Below are 16,464 nucleotides of genomic sequence, written 5' to 3'. Positions count from 1 at the left end.
TCGCCGCAACGTGCCGCCCCCTACCGTGCGCACCACCCCGTTCCACGGCGAGCGGGGAACGAGGCACGCACGAAGGGGAGTTGGCCATGACCCGCTTTGCCAGCCCGGGCAGTGAAGGCGCGTTGATGCGGTACGAGGCGCGCTACGACCACTGGATCGGCGGCGCCTACGTCCCGCCGGCCGGCGGCCGGTACTTCGAGAACCCGAGCCCGGTGACCGGTCGGCCGTTCACCGAGGTGGCCCGGGGGACGGCGGCGGACGTGGAGGCCGCGCTGGATGCCGCGCACGCGGCGGCGCCGGCCTGGGGCCGCACCCCGCCGGCCGAGCGCGCGCTGGTGCTGAACCGGATCGCCGACCGGATGGAGCGCAACCTCACCGAGCTGGCCGTGGCGGAGAGTTGGGACAACGGCAAGCCGGTGCGCGAGACGCTGGCGGCCGACATCCCGCTGGCCATCGACCACTTCAGGTACTTCGCCGGCGCCGTCCGCGCCCAGGAGGGCAGCCTGGCCGAGCTGGACGAGGACACCGTCGCCTACCACTTCCACGAGCCGTTGGGGGTGGTCGCGCAGATCATCCCGTGGAACTTCCCGATCCTGATGGCCGCCTGGAAGCTGGCGCCGGCGCTGGCCGCCGGCAACGCGGTGGTGCTCAAGCCCGCCGAGCAGACACCGGCCTCGATCCACTACTGGCTGAGCCTGGTCGCCGACCTGCTGCCGCCCGGGGTGCTGAACGTGGTCAACGGGTTCGGGGTGGAGGCCGGTAAGCCGCTGGCGAGCAGCCCCCGGGTGGCGAAGGTGGCGTTCACCGGGGAGACCACCACCGGCCGGCTGATCATGCAGTACGCCAGCGACCATCTGAAGCCGGTGACGCTGGAGTTGGGCGGCAAGAGCCCCAACCTGTTCTTCGCCGACGTGTCGGCGGCCCGGGACGACTTCTTCGACAAGGCCCTGGAGGGGTTCACCCTCTTCGCGCTCAACCAGGGCGAGGTGTGCACCTGTCCGTCCCGGGCGCTGATCGAGGCGGGCCACTACCGGGAGTTCCTGGCGGCGGCCGTGGAGCGCACCGGGCGCATCACGCACGGGCACCCGCTGGACACCGACACCATGATCGGCGCGCAGGCGTCCAACGACCAGCTGGAGAAGATCCTCTCCTATCTGGAGATCGGCCGGGAGGAGGGCGCCAAGGTCCTCATCGGTGGGGAACGCGTCCGGCTGGACGGCGAGTTGGCGGACGGCTACTACGTGCGGCCGACGATCCTGGAGGGTGAGAACGGGATGCGGGTCTTCCAGGAGGAGATCTTCGGGCCGGTGGTCGCCGTCACCTCGTTCGCCGGCTTCGACGACGGGATGCGGATCGCCAACGACACTCTCTACGGGCTGGGCGCCGGTGTCTGGACCAGGGACGGCGCGACCGCCTACCGGGCCGGCCGGGCGATCCAGGCCGGCCGGGTGTGGACCAACTGCTACCACACCTACCCGGCGCACGCCGCCTTCGGCGGTTACAAGCAGTCGGGCATTGGCCGGGAGAACCACAAGATGATGCTCGACCACTACCAGCAGACGAAGAACCTGCTGGTCAGCTACTCCCCGAAGGCGCTGGGCCTGTTCTGAGCCGGGCCGCCCCGGCACGGCCGGGCCCGGCCGTCGTCGCGAAGCCACGGAAGGAAGGAGCACCGAAGATGACCTCGCCGGACGCTCCACCGCCCGCCACGCGGGTGGCGGTCACCCCGGCCGCCGCCGAACTGTTGCGTCAACTCGACCGGGAACACGGCGCGTTGATGTTCCACCAGTCCGGCGGCTGCTGCGACGGCAGCTCGCCGATGTGCTTCCCGGCCGGCGAGTTCCGGACCGGCGCGGCCGACGTGCTGCTCGGCACGCTCGACGTGCCGGGCGTGCGCCGGCCGGTGGAGTTCTGGATGTCGGCCAGCCAGTTCGAGCGCTGGCGGCACACCCACCTCACGGTGGACGTGGTGCCGGGCCGCGGCGCCGGGTTCTCCCTGGAGGCGCCGGAGGGGGTGCGGTTCCTGATCCGCTCCCGGCTGCTCGACCCGGCGGAGCTGCGGGCGCTCGACCCGCCCGGCGCCCGGGACTGAGACCGGCGCGGGCGCGGCCCCCCACGCGCCCGCGCCACCTGGGAGAATGCCCGGATGGTGAGGATCGCGACCATGCGGGACGTCGCCGGCCGCGCGGGGGTGTCGGTGACGACCGTGTCACGGGTGCTCAACGGCACCGGCTACGTACGGGCCGACACCCGCCGCCTGGTCGAGGCGGCCATCGCGCAACTCGGCTATGTGCCCTCGGCGTCCGCCCGCGGCCTGGTGGCCAGCCGGACCGGGCTGCTCGGGCTGTGCCTGCCCGACGTGGGGCCGGTGGCCGACCTCGCCGCGCCCGCCCGGCACGGCGCGCGCGGGGCGGTGGAGGTGGTCACCGACGAGGCGGAGCCCGGCGTGCTCTCCTGGGGCAGCCGCTACTTCGGCGAGGTGGTCAGGGGCGCCGAGTACGCGGCCTGGCAGGCCGGCTACACGCTCACCCTGGTGGTCGCCCGGCCACCCGAGGTCGAGGCGCGGGTGCGGGAGTTGGCCGGCCTGGTCGACGGCCTGGTGGTGGTCGCCGGCACGCTCCCCGACGACCTGCTGGAGCACGTCGCCCACCGGGTGCCGGTCGTGCTGGTCGCCGGGCCCCGCCCGGCCGGCGGCTTCGACCACGTCGGGGTCGGCAACGCGCGGGGCGTCCGCGCCCTGGTCGAGCACCTGGCGACCGACCACGGCATCCGGGACCTGGTCTACGTCGGCGGCCGGGCCGACGCGCCCGACGAGATCGACCGCGCCCGCGGCTTCCACGCCGCGCTGCGCGCCCTGGGCCTGCCGGCCCCCGGCCGGCCCGGGCCGCGCGGCGACTTCTCCCGGGCCACCGGCCGCCGGCTGGCGCGCGCCCTGCTGGCCGAGCGCCGCCGGCACGGCACCCCGCTGCCCGGCGCGCTGGTCTGCGCCAACGACGAGACCGCCCTCGGCTTCCTGGACGTGTTCACCGCCGAGGGGGTGACGGTGCCGGACGAGGTGGCCCTCACCGGCTTCGACGGCATCCACGAGGGCCGGCACGCCACCCCCCGGCTGACCACCGTCGAACAGCCGATGACCGACCTGGGCCGGCTCGCCGTCGAACTGCTCGACGCCTGCCTGGACGACCCACGGCTGCCCCGGCAGAACCGGGTGGTGCCGGTCCGGGTGCTGCTTCGGGACAGCTGCGGCCGGCACTGAGCCGCACGACGCCACCGCGGATGTGGAAACGCTTCCTTACCGCCGGGCCCCACGCCCTGCCTACGGTGTGCTCCGACCGAGCGGCGCCGCGGCCGGCCCGCGACCGCCCCCGGCACCGTCGCGCCACCGAGGAGGGCCCCGTGCACGCCGTGACCGAGAGCATCACCAAGAACCGCCAACCGGCCGAGGTGCTGGCCGCCATGGTCGAGCGCGCTTTCGGCGCCGACCAGGTGCCGACCGGCACCGGTTGGGCGACCGAGCTGGGCCAGGGCTGGTTCAACGTCGTCTACCTGATCCGGCTCCGCGACGGCCGGCGGGTGGTCCTGAAGATCGCCCCACCCGCCCACGTCGAGGTCCTCACCTACGAACGCGACATGATGCGCAACGAGTTGACCGCCATGGCGGTGGTCGGCGAGCGGAGCGAGGTGCCCGTCCCCGCGGTGTACTGCCACGACGCCAGCCGCCAACTGTGCGACGCCGAGTACTTCTTCATGGAGTACGTCGACGCCGACAACCTCGGCGCCGTCCAGGACCGCCTGACCGCCGAGGAGACCGCCGCCTACGACGAGGCGGTCGGCGCCGCCAACCGCGCCCTGCACCGCGTCCGCGGCACGCACTTCGGCCCGCTGGCCGGCCCGATACCCGGCCGCACCGGCTGGCGCGCGGTGTTCACCGGCCTGGTCGAGGACATCCTGCGGGACGGCGAACGACGGTCGGTCGACCTGGGCCAGCCCTACCCCCTGATCCGTGAACTGCTCGCCGCGCACGCCGAGACGCTGGACCAGGTCACCGAACCGGTCTTCGTCGAGTGGGACCTGTGGCCGGCCAACGTGATGGTCGCCGACGGCGCCGTGGTGAGCGTCATCGACCACGAACGGGCCCTCTACGCCGACCCGTTGATGGAGGCCGGCTTCGTCGCCATCGAGCTGCCCAGGTTCGGCGCGGCGGAGGGCTTCGTCCGCGGCTACGGCTGGGGGCCGAGCACCCGGGACGAGTGGCGCCGCCGCCGGCTGTACAACCTGTACCTGATGCTCGTCATGGTCGTCGAGACCGTCTACCGCGGCCACACCGACCCCGCCCAGTACCACTGGGCGCGCGCCGGGCTGGCCGAGGCCGTCGCCTCCTTCGACGCCCGGCGGTGACGGCGCCGAGCGGCCCGCCGCCCCCGGCGGGCGCCCCGGCCGGGCGCGGCGACGCGGCGGCGGCGCTCGGCACCCGCCCGGTCGGCCGGCTGCTGGCCAGCGCCAGCGCCCACACCACCATGTCGGTCGCCACCTATGGCGTCTACGCCCTCACCAACGCCTGGTTCGTCGCCCGGGGCGTCGGGACCGAGGCGCTGGTCGCGGTGAACCTGGTGGCGCCGCTGCTGCTGATCATCGGGGCGGTCGCGACCACGGTCGGGGTGGGCGGCGCGTCCCTGGTCTCCCGGCGCCTCGGCGCCGGCGACCCACGGCGGGCCGCCCGGGCGGCCGGCAACACCTTCCTCGTCTTCTGGGCGGCGGCCGGCCTGATCACCCTGCTTGGCCTGGTGCTGCTCGACCCGCTGCTGACCCTGCTCGGCGCCGAGGGCGAAGTCCGTGCCCACGCCCGGGACTACGCCCTGATCATGTTGGCCGGCACGGTCACCGGAACCGGCTTCTCCAGCCTGGTGCGGGCCGAGGGGCGGCTGCGCTTCTCCACCCTGCTGTGGATCGTTCCGGTGCTCACCCAGATGGTGCTCGACCCGCTGCTGATCTTCGGCCTCGGCTGGGGCGTGCGGGGCGCCGCCGCCGGCACCATCGGCGGCCAGGCCGTCTCGCTGCTGATGAGCCTGTGGTTCTTCTTCGTCCAACGCGACCGCCCCTACCGCGTCACCCTCGCCGACCTGCGCCCGCACGGCCCGACGCTGCGCGAACTGGTTTCCGTGGGCGCCCCCTCCTTCCTCGGCGGGTTCGGCAACACGCTGGTGATGTTCCTGGTCAACAGCCGGCTGGCGGCGCTCGGCGAGCCGGCCGCGCTCGCCGCCTACGCCACCAGCGTGCGCGTCACCACCTTCGCCCTGATGCCGCAGACCGGCATCGCCCAGGGCATGCAGCCGCTGGTCGGCTACAACCGGGGCCGCGGCCTGCTGGAGCGGGCCGAGCGCGTCCGGGTCCTCGCGCTGCGCGCCACCGTCCTGTACGGGACGGCGGTCGGCCTGCTGCTGCTCGCCACCGCCGACCCAATCGCCGGCGCCTTCGCCGACGACCCGGCCGACCGCGCGGCGACCGCCCACGCGCTGCGGATCATGGCGCTCAGCTACCCGCTGGCCGGCGTTCCGCTGCTGGTGTCCACCTACTTCCAGGCCCGGGGCCGGGCCCGCCCCTCCTACCTGATCTCGGTCGGCGCGGTCCTCGCCGTCCAACTGCCGCTGCTGCTCGTCCTGGGCCGGTTCGGCACGACCTGGCTCTGGGCCGCCTTCCCCGCCGCCGCCCTGCTCGCCGCGGTGGGCGCGCTGCTCATCCTCCGGGCGGACCGGCTGGCCGAGGTCACACCCGCTGCCACAGCGCCGGGGTCCGCGGTGGTTCCCAGCCGACGCCTGCCTGGTGGGCGACGCGGCACCGGTAGTCGAGTCCGCCGTACCTGGCCGGGTCGCCCACCCGGTAGCTGACGCCGACCCGCCAGGTGTCGTCCGGGCCGGGCCCCGGGCCCGGTCCGCCGCCTGGGGTGTCGAGGACGAAGTCGAACGACGCCTCACGGGTCGTCCCCGCCTGACGCACCGTCATCAACAGTGCCGGGTCGAAGAGCGCGTCGGTCGCGTTGCGCGGCTCCCCGGGGAAGTACAGCTGGGTGGTGAGGATCGGCTGCCCCGGCGCCTGCGCCTTGACGTGCAGGTGCCGGGTGCGGCCCGGGTACAGGCCGGGGAGGACGGTCGCCAGGGTGAACGTGCCCGCCGCGTCGGTGAACTGGTGCCCCCGGTAGCGGTAACCGGCCAGGTCGTAACCGCCGTTGACGTCCGCCTGCCAGAAGTCGAGCAGCACCCCGGGCAGCGGGGCGCAGTCCACGCCGAAGACGTGGCCGGTGACGGTGAGGAGCGGGCCGTCCCCCGGCTCCAACAGGCTGGTGCGCGGTGGCGAGTTGGGCTTGAAGTACGGGCCCTCCATCTGCGGCGGGGTCGGATCGTCGCCGTCGTCGCAGTACGGCGTCGGCGTCAACGGGCGGTCGGCGGCGGCCTGTTCGCGGGCCAGCGCCGGCGATTGGCCGGCGGCGCCCAGCAGTGCGGCGGCCGGCACGCTGGCCATGGCGGCGCGCAGCAGGTGCTTGCGGCTGATGCCGCCGCCGGTTCCCGCGCTGTCGGGTGAGGTGGGGTGCTCGGGTGCTGTCACGGAGGTCTCCTCACACGGGGGCGCGCCGGGTCGGCGCGCGGTGTGGCGACAAGGGGGGCGAGAGAGGGGGAGGCGTCGCCGGCCCGGCGGCCACCACCGGCTGACCGGGATCGGCCGCCGCCGGCCCGGCGGCCGGCGTGCCGCCGGGCGGGGTGGGCTGGCCGGCCTGGGTCACGGGGACGTCGAGGTACTCGGGCTCGGTCGGGTTGAGACCGGGCCCCGGCACCGGCCGGACGTGCTGCCGGGGCCGGGGAGCCGGCTGCGCTGGCGGGGGCGGCGGCGCGGCGGCCGACTCGCCCCAGGCGGCCGCGCTGCCGGGCATCAGCAGCTCCTCCTCGGCCTCCTCGTCGTCGGCGACCGGGAGCGGCGCCGCGACGGCCTGGCCGGCCGGCGCTCCCGGATAGGGGTAGGCGGCGGGAGTGGGAGTGTCCAACCGCTTCGGCTGCTCCGGCTGCTCCCGCTCGGGAATCTCGCCCGGGGCCTCCGTCATCCGTCCACCTCGCCCATCGCGTGTGCTCCTTACCGTCGCCGTGCCTGCCGAGCCGGACGGCGGCCGGGCACCCGGCGCGCGGGCGTCCGACATGCCGGACCAAGCGGGACGAAACCGCATGGCAGGCTGACGACACAACGGTCGTTCAGCCTACCCGGGATGAGACCCCGCGCTGGCGCTGGGTGAGTGACTGGCCCTAGATGGTCCGTATTTGTCAGGCCGCTGACGACAACAGACGCGCAACGAGCAGAAAGACAACGCTTCGACCGCGTTCCGACCAGTCCTGAGCGGCGAGTTCCACCGTCTGGAGGAGCGTGCACTCCACCGCGTAACCTGCCCCGGACAGCACCCGGCCGGCCTCCTCCGCCTGGTCCCGGGTGATCGCGTGGGTGACCAGCCGGTGCGGGCGGCGGTCCGCGCAGGCCACCAGGACGCGTTGGCCGCCGCCGCCCACCCGGATCAGGTCCGGCTGCGGCAGGTCGGTCAACACCTGGGGGGCGGCGCCGCGCACGCAGCTCACCTGGACGCCGACCCGGCGCGCCGTCTCCTCGGTCAGGGTGGCGGCCCGCGGGTCCCGGTCCACGGCGATGACGGCCGAGCCGAGCCGGGCGGCCTCCACCGCGGTCAGGCCGTCGCCGCAGCCGATGTCCCAGAGCAGGTCGCCGAAGCGGGGGCCGAGCGCGGCCAGTTCCATGGCCCGCAGCCGGCGGTCCCGGCCGGCGCCGTCGGCGTCCGGCGGCGGCGCCGGCTGGCCGTACTCGGCCGGGTCCAGGCCCCAGCCGCGCGGCCCCTCCGGGCCGTCCCCGAGGCTCAGCCCGGCCAGCCAGCCGCTGTCGCCGGCCTGTGGGACGCCGCCGCCGATCACCAGCACCACGTTGGGGTCGGTCCACCGGTGCCGCGGCACCCGGTCCGAGGTGAGCACCGAGACGCGTTCCCGCTCGGTGCCGAGCGACTCGCAGATGACGAAGGTGCGCTGCTCGGCGCCGAGCAGCAGGGCGATCTCGGTGGGCCCGGCGTTCGGCGAGGTCAGCACGGCGACCTTGGGGTGCGCGCGGCAGACGTTGACGGCACGGCGCAGGCCGCGTTCGCTGGCCACCACGACGCGGGCGTCGTCCCAGGGCATGCCGGCGCGGGCGAAGGCGGCGGCCACCGCGGAGACGGCCGGCACCACCTCGACCTCCAGGCCGTGTGCCGGGGCGCGGAGCGCGCGGACCACGCCGAAGAAGCCGGGGTCCCCGTCGGCCAGCACCACGGCGGTGCCGCGGTGCGCGGCGATCCGCCGGGCGGCCACCGGGACGCTGCCCAGGGTGACCCGCTCGGCGTGCGCGGGGATGTCGGGCAGGGCGAGGTGGCGGGGCGCGCCGGCGACCAGGGTCGCCGCCCGCAGGGCGGTCACGGCGGCCGGGGCGAGCGGTGACCCGTCCCAGCCGATCACGGTGACGCGGTCGGCCATGGGCGGAGTTCTCCTGCGGGAGGGTGGTGGTGGACGACGGCTGAGCCTACCGCGCCGGTCAGCGGTCGGCGCCCGCGTCCCCGCCGTCGCCCAGGGCGTCGAGGTCCTCGATGTCCTCGGGGAGCAGGCCCCAGACGATCAGGTCGGTGCGGATGTCGGTCCAGCCGCCGTCCTCGGTCCGGGAGCGCACTATCAGCGCGTTGCGGAGCACGCCCTCACTGATGCAGCCGAGCTTCTGGGCGACCTGCTGGGAGGCGGTGTTGCCGGCGGCGGTGCGCAGTTCGAGGCGCTCGAACTTCTGGTCCCTGAAGAGCCACTGGGCGACCGCCAGCACCGCCTCGGCCGCGTAGCCCTCGCCCCTGGCCCAGGGGGCCACCACGTAGCCGACCTCGGTGCTGAGCACCCGCCAGTCGGTGTGCATCAGGTGGACGCTGCCGACCAGCCGGTGGGTGAGGTACTCGGTGACGGCCAGCACGATGCCGCCGCCCCCGGTGCGTTCGGCCGGGGCTCTGCGGGTGATCCAGTCGTACGCCTCGCGGCGGGTGTAGGGGATCGGCGCCGAGGTCCAGGCGACGGTCAGCTCGTCGCTCATCATGGCGGCCAGTTCCGGGGCGTCGGCCTCCTCGAACGGGCGGAGCGTCAACCGTTCGGTGCTGAGGGAGATGTCGGGGAAGGTGGGTGTCATGCGCACGCTCCATGCCTGGCCTTGGGTCTGGTGGACAGCATGGCGCATGGGCGGGCGCCCCGGCCCGCCGGGCCCCGCCTGGGTCGCGCGCGCTTTCCTGCCCGAACCCCCGGTGCTCCGGCCCGGCACGCCCTAAGCTCGGTCGCTCGGAGCTTCGCCGCGGGTCACGAGGAGGCCGCCATGGGTGAGGTCGAGCCGTTCACCGCCGAGCAGTTGGGGCTGATCCACGGGGCCGGGCGGGAGCGGCGCTGGGCGCGCGGCGCGGCGGTGGTGTCCGAGGGGATGCCGTCCGGCGAGGTGATCCTGCTGGAGTCGGGGCTGGTGAAGATCACCACCGAGCTGGCCAACGGCTACACCAGCCTGCTGGCGGTGCGCGGCCCGGGCGAGCTGCTGGGCGAGCTGTCCTGCCTGGACGGCAGGCCGCGCTCGGCGACCGGCACGGCGCTGGAGCCGGTGCGCGGCACGGTGGTGCCGGGTGAGCGGTTCCGACGGCTGCTGGCGGCGCACGGTTCGCTGGCCCTGGCGGTGCTGTGCAGCGTGGCGGCGCGGCTGCGGGACTCCGACCGGCTGCGGGCCGAGCACGGCGCCTATCCGGCCGGGGTGCGCGTCGCCCACGTGCTGTGGGAGATGGCCAGCCGGCACGGGGTGCCGACCGCCGACCCGCCGGGCGGGCTGGTGGTGCGGGTGACCCAGCAGGAGTTGGCCGGCGCGGCCGGCACCTCCCGGGAGTCGCTGGTGCGCGCGCTGGCCGAGTTGGCGAGCGAGGGGCTGATCGAACGGGGCCGGGGCCGCACCCTGGTGCGGGACCCGGAGGGGCTGCGCGACCGGGGCCTGGAGTGAGGCGCGCGCCCGGGGCACGCGCCGGATCGCGCGGGTGCGTCATCTGACGCGGTGGGGCCGGCGGAACGCTGGTTTTCTGGTGGTGCGCGGGCGGGCCGGTGGCTGCCGCGGGGGGACCGGCCCGTTCGCCCGCGCCGAACGGGGTGAGGACGCGAGGTGAGGGGCGCCATGTCGGTGAAGTACCGGTACCACACGATCCTGGTGGTCGATATCGAGGGGTTCGGCCGCCGCCGGAACCCGGTGCAGTCCTGGCTGCGCGAGCGGCTGCGGCAGGTGTTGGAGGACGCGTTCGAGGCGGCGGGCATCGACGTGCTGGCCGGGCCACCACCGGTGGACCGCGGTGACGGGATGTTCTGGCTGCTGCCGGCGACCGTGCCCAAGGAGGACGTGACCGGGCCGTTCGTGGATCGGCTGGCGCGGGGGCTGCGGGAGCACGCCGGCACGAGCAGCGCCAACGGCGCGCTGCGGCTGCGGCTCGCGCTGCACGGGGGCGAGGTCGGCGCCGACGGGCAGGGCTGGGTCGGCGCCGATCTCAACACCGCCTGCCGGATGGTGGACCACCAGCCGCTGCGGGACGCGCTCGCCGACGTCCCCGGCGCCGGGCTGGTGGTGGCGGTGTCCGACGAGTGGCACCGCAAGGTGGTCAGCCACCACCACCCGGGCATCGACGCCACCGAGTACCGGCCGGTGCGGTTCGACGCCAAGGAGATCCGGAACGAGACGGTCTGGGTCCGGGTCCCCGGCCACGCCTGGTCGCCTCGGGCCGGCGCCACCACGGGGGCGGCGCCGGCCGAGGAGCCGGGCGGGCGGCCGACGTCCGACGGCCGGGCGGCGGACGCCCCACCGCCGCGGATCACGCACAACTCCGGCATCGGGCAGCTCGTCGGCGACATCAGGGACGGCGGCATCGGCGTCGCGCACGGCGGGGTCCGGCAGGACTTCGGGCCGCGGGCCGCCGACCGGCCGGCCGACGACGACGCGGTGCTCCGCGAACTCAAGGCGCTGCGCGTCCAGTTACAGGCCGCCCTGGAACGCAGGGAGATCGACGCCGACACCTACGAGGACGCCACCGGCGAGCTGGACACGGCGGAGGCGTGCGCCGGCGCGCAGGACGAGCGCAGCCACGGCCGGCTGGTCCGCGCCCTGCTGAAGCTCGGTGCCCTGGTGGAGGGGATCGGCGTCATCGCCGAGCCGGTCCGCGGCCTCGTCAACACCCTGCGGGGTGGCGAGTGAACGGGCCGACGATCGCCCAGAACAGCGGCATCGGGGCGCTGACCGGGGACATCACCGGCGGCGGCATCGGGGTGCTGCACGGCGACCAGTACGTCAACCAGTACGTGGTCGACCCCGCGGCCGCGCCCGAGGAGATCTTCCGGGAGGGGATGCGCTGCCTGGCGGCCGGCATGCGGGGGCGCGCCCAGGAGCTGACCGGCCGGGCCGTCCAGCGCGGTCACCAGACCCGGGAGGCCTACTACGGCTGGGCGTTGACCATCGTCAGCCGGCGCTCCCCGGAGAACCTGACCGACGAGGACTGGCAGACGCTGCGCGGCGCGCTGGACGGGGTGGCGGCCGCCCGGCCGGGTGAGCCGGCGACCGACCAGGCGGGGTATCTGGCGGCGGCCCGGCTGGTGGACGAGCTGATGCGGGCCGCGATCGTCGAGGACGGCACGGCCGACCCGGCGGCCGGCGCGACGTTCGCCCGGCGGGTCGCGGCGCTGGCCGTGCCCCGCCGGGCCGAGGTCACCGACCACCTGCGCTATGTCCTCCAGCGGGTCGAGGAGTCCACGCTGAGCGCGGCCGAGTCGGCCGAGATCGACGCCGCGCTGGTCGCCGAGCGCCGGCGGGACCGGGCCGAGCGGGCCCCGCTGTTCTTCACGCCCGACCCGCTGCCGCTGCGCGAGCCGCCGCCGGCCGGCGACTCGGTGTGGCCGGACGACCAGGCGACCGTCAACTGGCTGCTGGGCGTGGCCGGGCTGCTCCTGGTGCTGGGGCTGGTCCTGGCCCTCGTCAACCTGGGCTCGATCCAGGTGCCGGTGCTGGTGGTGATGCTGCTGGGGCTGCTGCCCGGCGCCGTGCTGCTGGTGCAGAACGGGGAGGGCGAGCTGCGGCGCCGGGCCCGCCAGGCGCGCCGCCCCGGCTGGGTGCGGGAGGGCCGGCCGGTCTCCCCCGCCGAGCAGGCCCGCCAGCCGGCAGGTCCGGCAGGTCCGGCCCGTATCCCCGAGGTGCTGGCCTTCCACGCCTTCCGCTCCCGGCTGCTGGCGCTGTCCGCCGCCCGGTTCGCCAGGGCCAGGCCGCCGGCCGGCCCCGATCCGGCCGGCTGGCAACACGCCACCGCGCACCTCCAGTTCGAGGTGGCCGACGAACTCGCCTGCCGCTACGGGCAGTCGGGGCCCGCCGAGGGCCTGGACTGGCTGCTCCAGGTGCGTGCCGAGCTGGCGGCCCGCCAGTGGGCGGCGGGCACGCTCCGCCCGCCGGGCCGCTCGTCCTACCAGCTGTGGCAGGGCACCAGGGTCGGGCTGGCGCTGTCGGGGGCGGGGCTGCTGATTCCCGCCTACCTCCTGCTGACGCTGGTGCCCACGATGGGAGCGGTGGTGCTCACGCTGTGGGTGACGGCCGTCGTCCTGGGGCTGGGCGGCTGGAACCGGGGCGTCGCGCTGCGGCTGGCCGCCGAGGAGGCGGCGGCCTTCGTCGAGGAGCGGCGGTGGCACGCCGAGTGGTCGGCGTTCCTGCTGGCCCGCCGCCCGGCCGACGAGGAGATGGGCCGCTGGCTCGACCTGGACCAGCGGTCGCTGCTGCGGGACATGCTGCGCGAGCACCGGATGGAGCGCCGCGCGGTGCTGTTCAACTTCTTCGTGCTGGAGCCGGCGGCCGGCTGCCTGCGGGCCAAGGTGCCCAACGGCCCGCCGCGGTACTCGCGGTACGGGGTGCGGCTGTTCGTGCTGACCACGGCCGGGGTGTGGGTGTGCAACTGGGAGCTGGACTTCGACACCGCGCGGCACGACGGGCGGCGGGACTTCGTCTTCCGCTTCGACTCGATCAGCTCGGTGCTGCTCCAGACGGTCGGCGACCGGGCGGGGGCCGTCGGCTGGCCGGCGGCGGACGCCCGGCGCGGCGCCGGCGAGGTGCTGCGCCTGGTGCTGAACAACCGGGAGGACCTGGAGGTGGCGATCGAGACGCACGAGCAGCTGACCAACTCCCCGGCCACGCTGGGGCAGTTGCGGGAGCTGGCGCTGGAGACCTCCGGCGTGGCGGCGGGCTTCCGGGTGCTGGCCGCGCTGGCCACCGAGGGCGAGGGCTGGTTCGACCAGCGGCGGGCGGAGTCCCGGCTGGCCTTCCTCGACGGGGCCGACGCCGGCGAGCGGAAAGGGCCGCCGGCCCCGCGCTGACGCGGGGCCGGCGGCCCGTCCCAAGGGGGTGGCCGATCAGCTGGCCGGGGTGCCGAAGGCGGGAATCACGGAGCCCTGGTACTCGTCCTCGATGAACTGCCGCACCTCGTCGGAGTTGAGCAGCTCGGCCAGCGTCTGGACCCGCGGGTCGTCCTCGTTGCCGGCCTTCACGGCCAGGAAGTTGGCGTACGGGTTGCCGTCCGCCTCCTCCAGGACCAGCGCGTCCTCGGCCGGGACCAGCTCGGCCTCCAGCGCGAAGTTGCCGTTGATCACCGCGGCGTCGAAGTCCTCCAGGGCGCGGGGCAGCGAGGCGGCCTCCAGCTCCTGGAAGCTCAGCCCGTTGGCCTCGGTGACGTCGGCCGGGGTGGCGTCGGGGCCGGCGTCCTCGGCCAGCTCGATCAGCCCGGCGTCCGCCAGCAGGTGCAGCGCGCGGCCCTCGTTGGTGGCGTCGTTGGGGATGGCGATGGTGGCGCCATCGCCGAGGTCCTCGACGCTGGTGGCGTCGTTGGAGAACAGGCCGAGCGGCTCCAGGTGGACGTTGATCACCGGCACGATGTCGGTGCCCTCGGCCGAGTTGAACTCGTCCAGGTAGGGGGCGTGCTGGAAGAAGTTGGCGTCCACGTCGCCGTCGTTGACCAGGTTGTTCGGGATCACGTAGTCGGTGACCTCGCGGATGTCCAGCTCCAGGCCGGCGTCGGCGGCCAGCTCGTCGGAGACGAACTGGAGGATCTCCGCCTGCGGGACGGGGGTGGCCGCGATGCTCAGCGGCTGCGCCTCGTCGGTCGAGCCGGTGTCGTCCGAGCCGCCGCCGGAGCTGCCGGTGTCCGGGTCGGAGTCGGTGCCGCAGGCCGCCAGGGCCAGGGCGAGGGCGGTGGTGGCGGCGAGCACGGCGCCGTTCCTGAGGTGAGTACGCACGAAGAGTGCCTTTCGCTTGCTGCGGGTTGTACCTGGGTTCCGGGCCTGGCCCGGGGTCGTGGGCCGCACCGTCAGCCGGTGCGGGTGCGGCGGGTGATCAGCCGGACCACGCCGTCGCCGGCGAGCTGCACGGCGGTGACGATGACCAGCAGGACGACGACGGTGACGAGCATGAACTCGTCCTCGAAGCGCTGGTAGCCGTAGGTGTAGGCGAGGGTGCCGAGCCCGCCGCCGCCGACCGCGCCGGCCATCGCCGAGTAGCCGATCAGCGCGATCACGGTGGTGGTGAGGCCGGCGACCAGGGACGGCAGGGCCTGCGGCAGCAGCACCTTGCGGACCACCGTCCAGGTGCCGCCGCCCATCGCGTGCGCGGCCTCGACCAGCCCGTGGTCCACCTCGCGGACGGCGGTCTCCACCAGCCTCGCGAAGAACGGGATGGCCGCGATGGCCAGCGGCACCACGGCGGCCGTCGGCCCCATCGCGGTGCCCACCACGAAGCGGGTGAACGGGATGAGCGCCACCAGCAGGATGATGAACGGCAGCGAGCGGCCGACGTTGACGACGACGCCGATCGCCCGGTTGGCCACCACGTTGCGCAGCGGGCCACCCTTGTCGGTGAGGACGAGCAGCACGCCGAGCGGCAGGCCGCCGAGGACGGCGTAGAACGTCGCCCAGCCCACCATGTAGAGGGTGTCGATGGTGCCCTGGGTGAGCAGCGGTTCCATCTCGGACCAGGTCATCGGGCCCCCTCCTGGGGTGCGGCGGTCGCGGTGGCGGTCTCGTCGGCGGCGGCCGCGGCGGACTCGTCGGTCAGCTCGGCGGCCGGCACCTCGGCCGGTGCCGGGACGGTCCCGGCGGCGGTCACCGGGTCGGGCAGCTCGACGGTCAGGCCGCGCTCGCGCAGCGTGGCCAGCGCGGGGGCGTTCCGCTCCGGGCTGCCGGACAGCTCGATCCGCATCCTGCCGACCTGCCGGCCGCCCACCGTGTCCATGGCGGCGCCCAGGATCGACACGTCGATCTCGTGGGTCCTGGCCAGGTGGGAGATGACCGGCTGGCCGGCGCTGTCCCCGTGGAAGGTGATGTCCACCACGGTGCGGTCCCCGTCGGCGACGGCGCCGCTGACCGGGAACAGCTCGTGGGCCAGCCGCGAGCCGGGGGTGGCCAGCAGCTCGTTCAGCGGACCGGCCTCCACGACCCGACCGTGCTCCATCAGCGCGGCCGAGTCGCAGACCGCCTTGACGACGTCCATCTCGTGGGTGATCAGCAGCACCGTCAGGCCCAGCTGGCGGTTGAGGTCGCGCAGCAGCTGGAGCACCGAGCGGGTGGTCTCCGGGTCGAGCGCCGAAGTGGCCTCGTCGGAGAGCAGCACCTTCGGGTCGCCGGCCAGTGCCCTGGCGATGCCGACCCGCTGCTTCTGGCCGCCGGAGAGCTGCGCCGGGTAGGCCCTGGCGTGGTCGGCGAGGCCGACCAGGTCCAGCAGGTCGAGCGCCTTGCGCTCGCGCTCCCGCCGGGTGAGGCCGAGGATCTCCAGCGGCAGTTCGACGTTGCCCCGCACGGTGCGCGAGGAGAGCAGGTTGAAGTGCTGGAAGATCATGCCGATCCCGGTGCGGGCCCGGCGCAGCGAGCGGCCGGCGCGGTGCCGGGGACCGGGCAGCGCGGTCAGCTCCCGGCCGTCGACCGTCACGGTCCCGGAGTCCGGGCGTTCCAGCAGGTTGACGCAGCGGATCAGGGTGGACTTGCCGGCTCCGCTGCGGCCGATGACGCCGTACATCTCGCCGGCCTCCACCTGGAGGCTGACGCCGTCGAGCGCGGTGACCTCGCGACCGCGTGAGCGGTACACCTTGGTCAGGTCCGTGGTGGTGATCACTAGGGCTTCCATCGCTGTCGGACGGCACGCGGCAGCCGCGTGCCCGGGCAGGGGCAGGTCAGGTGCGGGGAAGAGCGCGTGGTGGACGGCCGCTACCGGTGGTCACCGGGGCATGCGGGGGCGCGGCGGTCGGCTTCGCTTCGGGGCGCGGACGCTCGGCTGGGGCCCTCAGCGGTCACACATTCGACACGGACAGTGAGCACCGGGCATCTGCTGTGCCTCGGTCGC

At 74.8% G+C, this 16,464-nt stretch carries 14 protein-coding genes and 1 pseudogene; 8 read left to right on the top strand and 7 right to left on the bottom strand.

Going from position 1 to position 16,464, the window contains the following annotated elements:
* The first annotated feature begins 86 nt into the window (after positions 1-86).
* The 5 genes and pseudogenes from exaC to RM844_RS28300 form a co-directional block, all read left to right on the top strand.
* Positions 87-1,610 (top strand): acetaldehyde dehydrogenase ExaC, encoded by a 1,524-nt coding sequence (gene exaC / locus RM844_RS28320; RefSeq protein ID WP_311670263.1) that lies wholly within the window; start codon positions 87-89, stop codon positions 1,608-1,610.
* Between the two features lie 68 nt (positions 1,611-1,678).
* Positions 1,679-2,092, top strand: a complete 414-nt coding sequence (locus RM844_RS28315) for a DUF779 domain-containing protein (RefSeq protein ID WP_311670262.1) — start codon at positions 1,679-1,681, stop codon at positions 2,090-2,092.
* A gap of 54 nt (positions 2,093-2,146) precedes the next feature.
* Positions 2,147-3,256 (top strand): LacI family DNA-binding transcriptional regulator, encoded by a 1,110-nt coding sequence (locus RM844_RS28310; RefSeq protein ID WP_311670261.1) that lies wholly within the window; start codon positions 2,147-2,149, stop codon positions 3,254-3,256.
* A 140-nt stretch (positions 3,257-3,396) separates the two neighbouring features.
* Entirely contained in the window at positions 3,397-4,398 is a 1,002-nt protein-coding gene (locus tag RM844_RS28305) for a phosphotransferase family protein (protein ID WP_311670260.1), read from the top strand.
* A 119-nt stretch (positions 4,399-4,517) separates the two neighbouring features.
* A pseudogene (locus tag RM844_RS28300) lies at positions 4,518-5,675 on the top strand (MATE family efflux transporter); the annotation flags it as partial.
* 88 nt (positions 5,676-5,763) lie between these two features.
* Here RM844_RS28300 and RM844_RS28295 read toward each other — a convergent pair.
* The 4 genes from RM844_RS28295 to RM844_RS28280 all read right to left on the bottom strand — a co-directional run bounded on the left by RM844_RS28295 (position 5,764) and on the right by RM844_RS28280 (position 9,228).
* Positions 5,764-6,600: a dioxygenase family protein gene (locus tag RM844_RS28295; protein WP_311670259.1), complete on the bottom strand. Its 837-nt coding sequence runs from the start codon at positions 6,598-6,600 to the stop codon at positions 5,764-5,766.
* Positions 6,601-6,610: 10 nt separating this feature from the next.
* Complete coding sequence (locus RM844_RS28290) at positions 6,611-7,090, bottom strand: hypothetical protein (RefSeq protein WP_311670258.1); 480 nt, start codon at positions 7,088-7,090, stop codon at positions 6,611-6,613.
* A 214-nt stretch (positions 7,091-7,304) separates the two neighbouring features.
* Positions 7,305-8,543, bottom strand: a complete 1,239-nt coding sequence (gene cbiE, locus RM844_RS28285; RefSeq protein ID WP_311670257.1) for a precorrin-6y C5,15-methyltransferase (decarboxylating) subunit CbiE — start codon at positions 8,541-8,543, stop codon at positions 7,305-7,307.
* 58 nt (positions 8,544-8,601) lie between these two features.
* Positions 8,602-9,228 (bottom strand): GNAT family N-acetyltransferase, encoded by a 627-nt coding sequence (locus RM844_RS28280; protein ID WP_311670256.1) that lies wholly within the window; start codon positions 9,226-9,228, stop codon positions 8,602-8,604.
* A gap of 180 nt (positions 9,229-9,408) precedes the next feature.
* On the opposite strand from RM844_RS28280, the gene RM844_RS28275 reads away from it, so the two are divergent.
* The 3 genes from RM844_RS28275 (at position 9,409) to RM844_RS28265 (ending at position 13,454) form a co-directional block, all read left to right on the top strand.
* The gene (locus RM844_RS28275) at positions 9,409-10,068 is read left to right on the top strand and encodes a Crp/Fnr family transcriptional regulator (RefSeq protein WP_311670255.1); all 660 of its coding nucleotides are present in this window, start codon (positions 9,409-9,411) and stop codon (positions 10,066-10,068) included.
* A 168-nt stretch (positions 10,069-10,236) separates the two neighbouring features.
* On the top strand, positions 10,237-11,301 hold the full coding sequence (locus RM844_RS28270) for a hypothetical protein (RefSeq protein WP_311670254.1): 1,065 nt from the start codon (positions 10,237-10,239) through the stop codon (positions 11,299-11,301).
* A complete protein-coding gene (locus RM844_RS28265) occupies positions 11,298-13,454 on the top strand; it encodes a hypothetical protein (protein ID WP_311670253.1) in 2,157 nt (718 codons plus the stop codon). Before RM844_RS28270 ends, RM844_RS28265 begins: the two co-directional genes overlap by 4 nt.
* A 36-nt stretch (positions 13,455-13,490) precedes the next feature.
* Here RM844_RS28265 and RM844_RS28260 read toward each other — a convergent pair whose 3' ends face one another.
* From RM844_RS28260 to RM844_RS28250, 3 genes are all read right to left on the bottom strand, one after another.
* On the bottom strand, positions 13,491-14,369 hold the full coding sequence (locus tag RM844_RS28260; RefSeq protein ID WP_311670252.1) for a MetQ/NlpA family ABC transporter substrate-binding protein: 879 nt from the start codon (positions 14,367-14,369) through the stop codon (positions 13,491-13,493).
* A gap of 71 nt (positions 14,370-14,440) precedes the next feature.
* Entirely contained in the window at positions 14,441-15,109 is a 669-nt protein-coding gene (locus RM844_RS28255; protein WP_311670251.1) for a methionine ABC transporter permease, read from the bottom strand.
* Entirely contained in the window at positions 15,106-16,236 is a 1,131-nt protein-coding gene (locus RM844_RS28250) for a methionine ABC transporter ATP-binding protein (protein WP_311670250.1), read from the bottom strand. The genes RM844_RS28255 and RM844_RS28250 overlap by 4 nt, the downstream gene beginning before the upstream one ends.
* Between the last annotated feature and the right edge of the window lie 228 nt (positions 16,237-16,464).

It is taken from the genome of Streptomyces chisholmiae (assembly GCF_031845445.1).
In the GTDB taxonomy this organism is placed as follows: domain Bacteria; phylum Actinomycetota; class Actinomycetes; order Streptomycetales; family Streptomycetaceae; genus Streptomyces; species Streptomyces chisholmiae.
The sequence above is the reverse complement of the archived record's forward strand: the minus strand, read 5'-3'. Positions and strand labels throughout refer to the sequence as shown.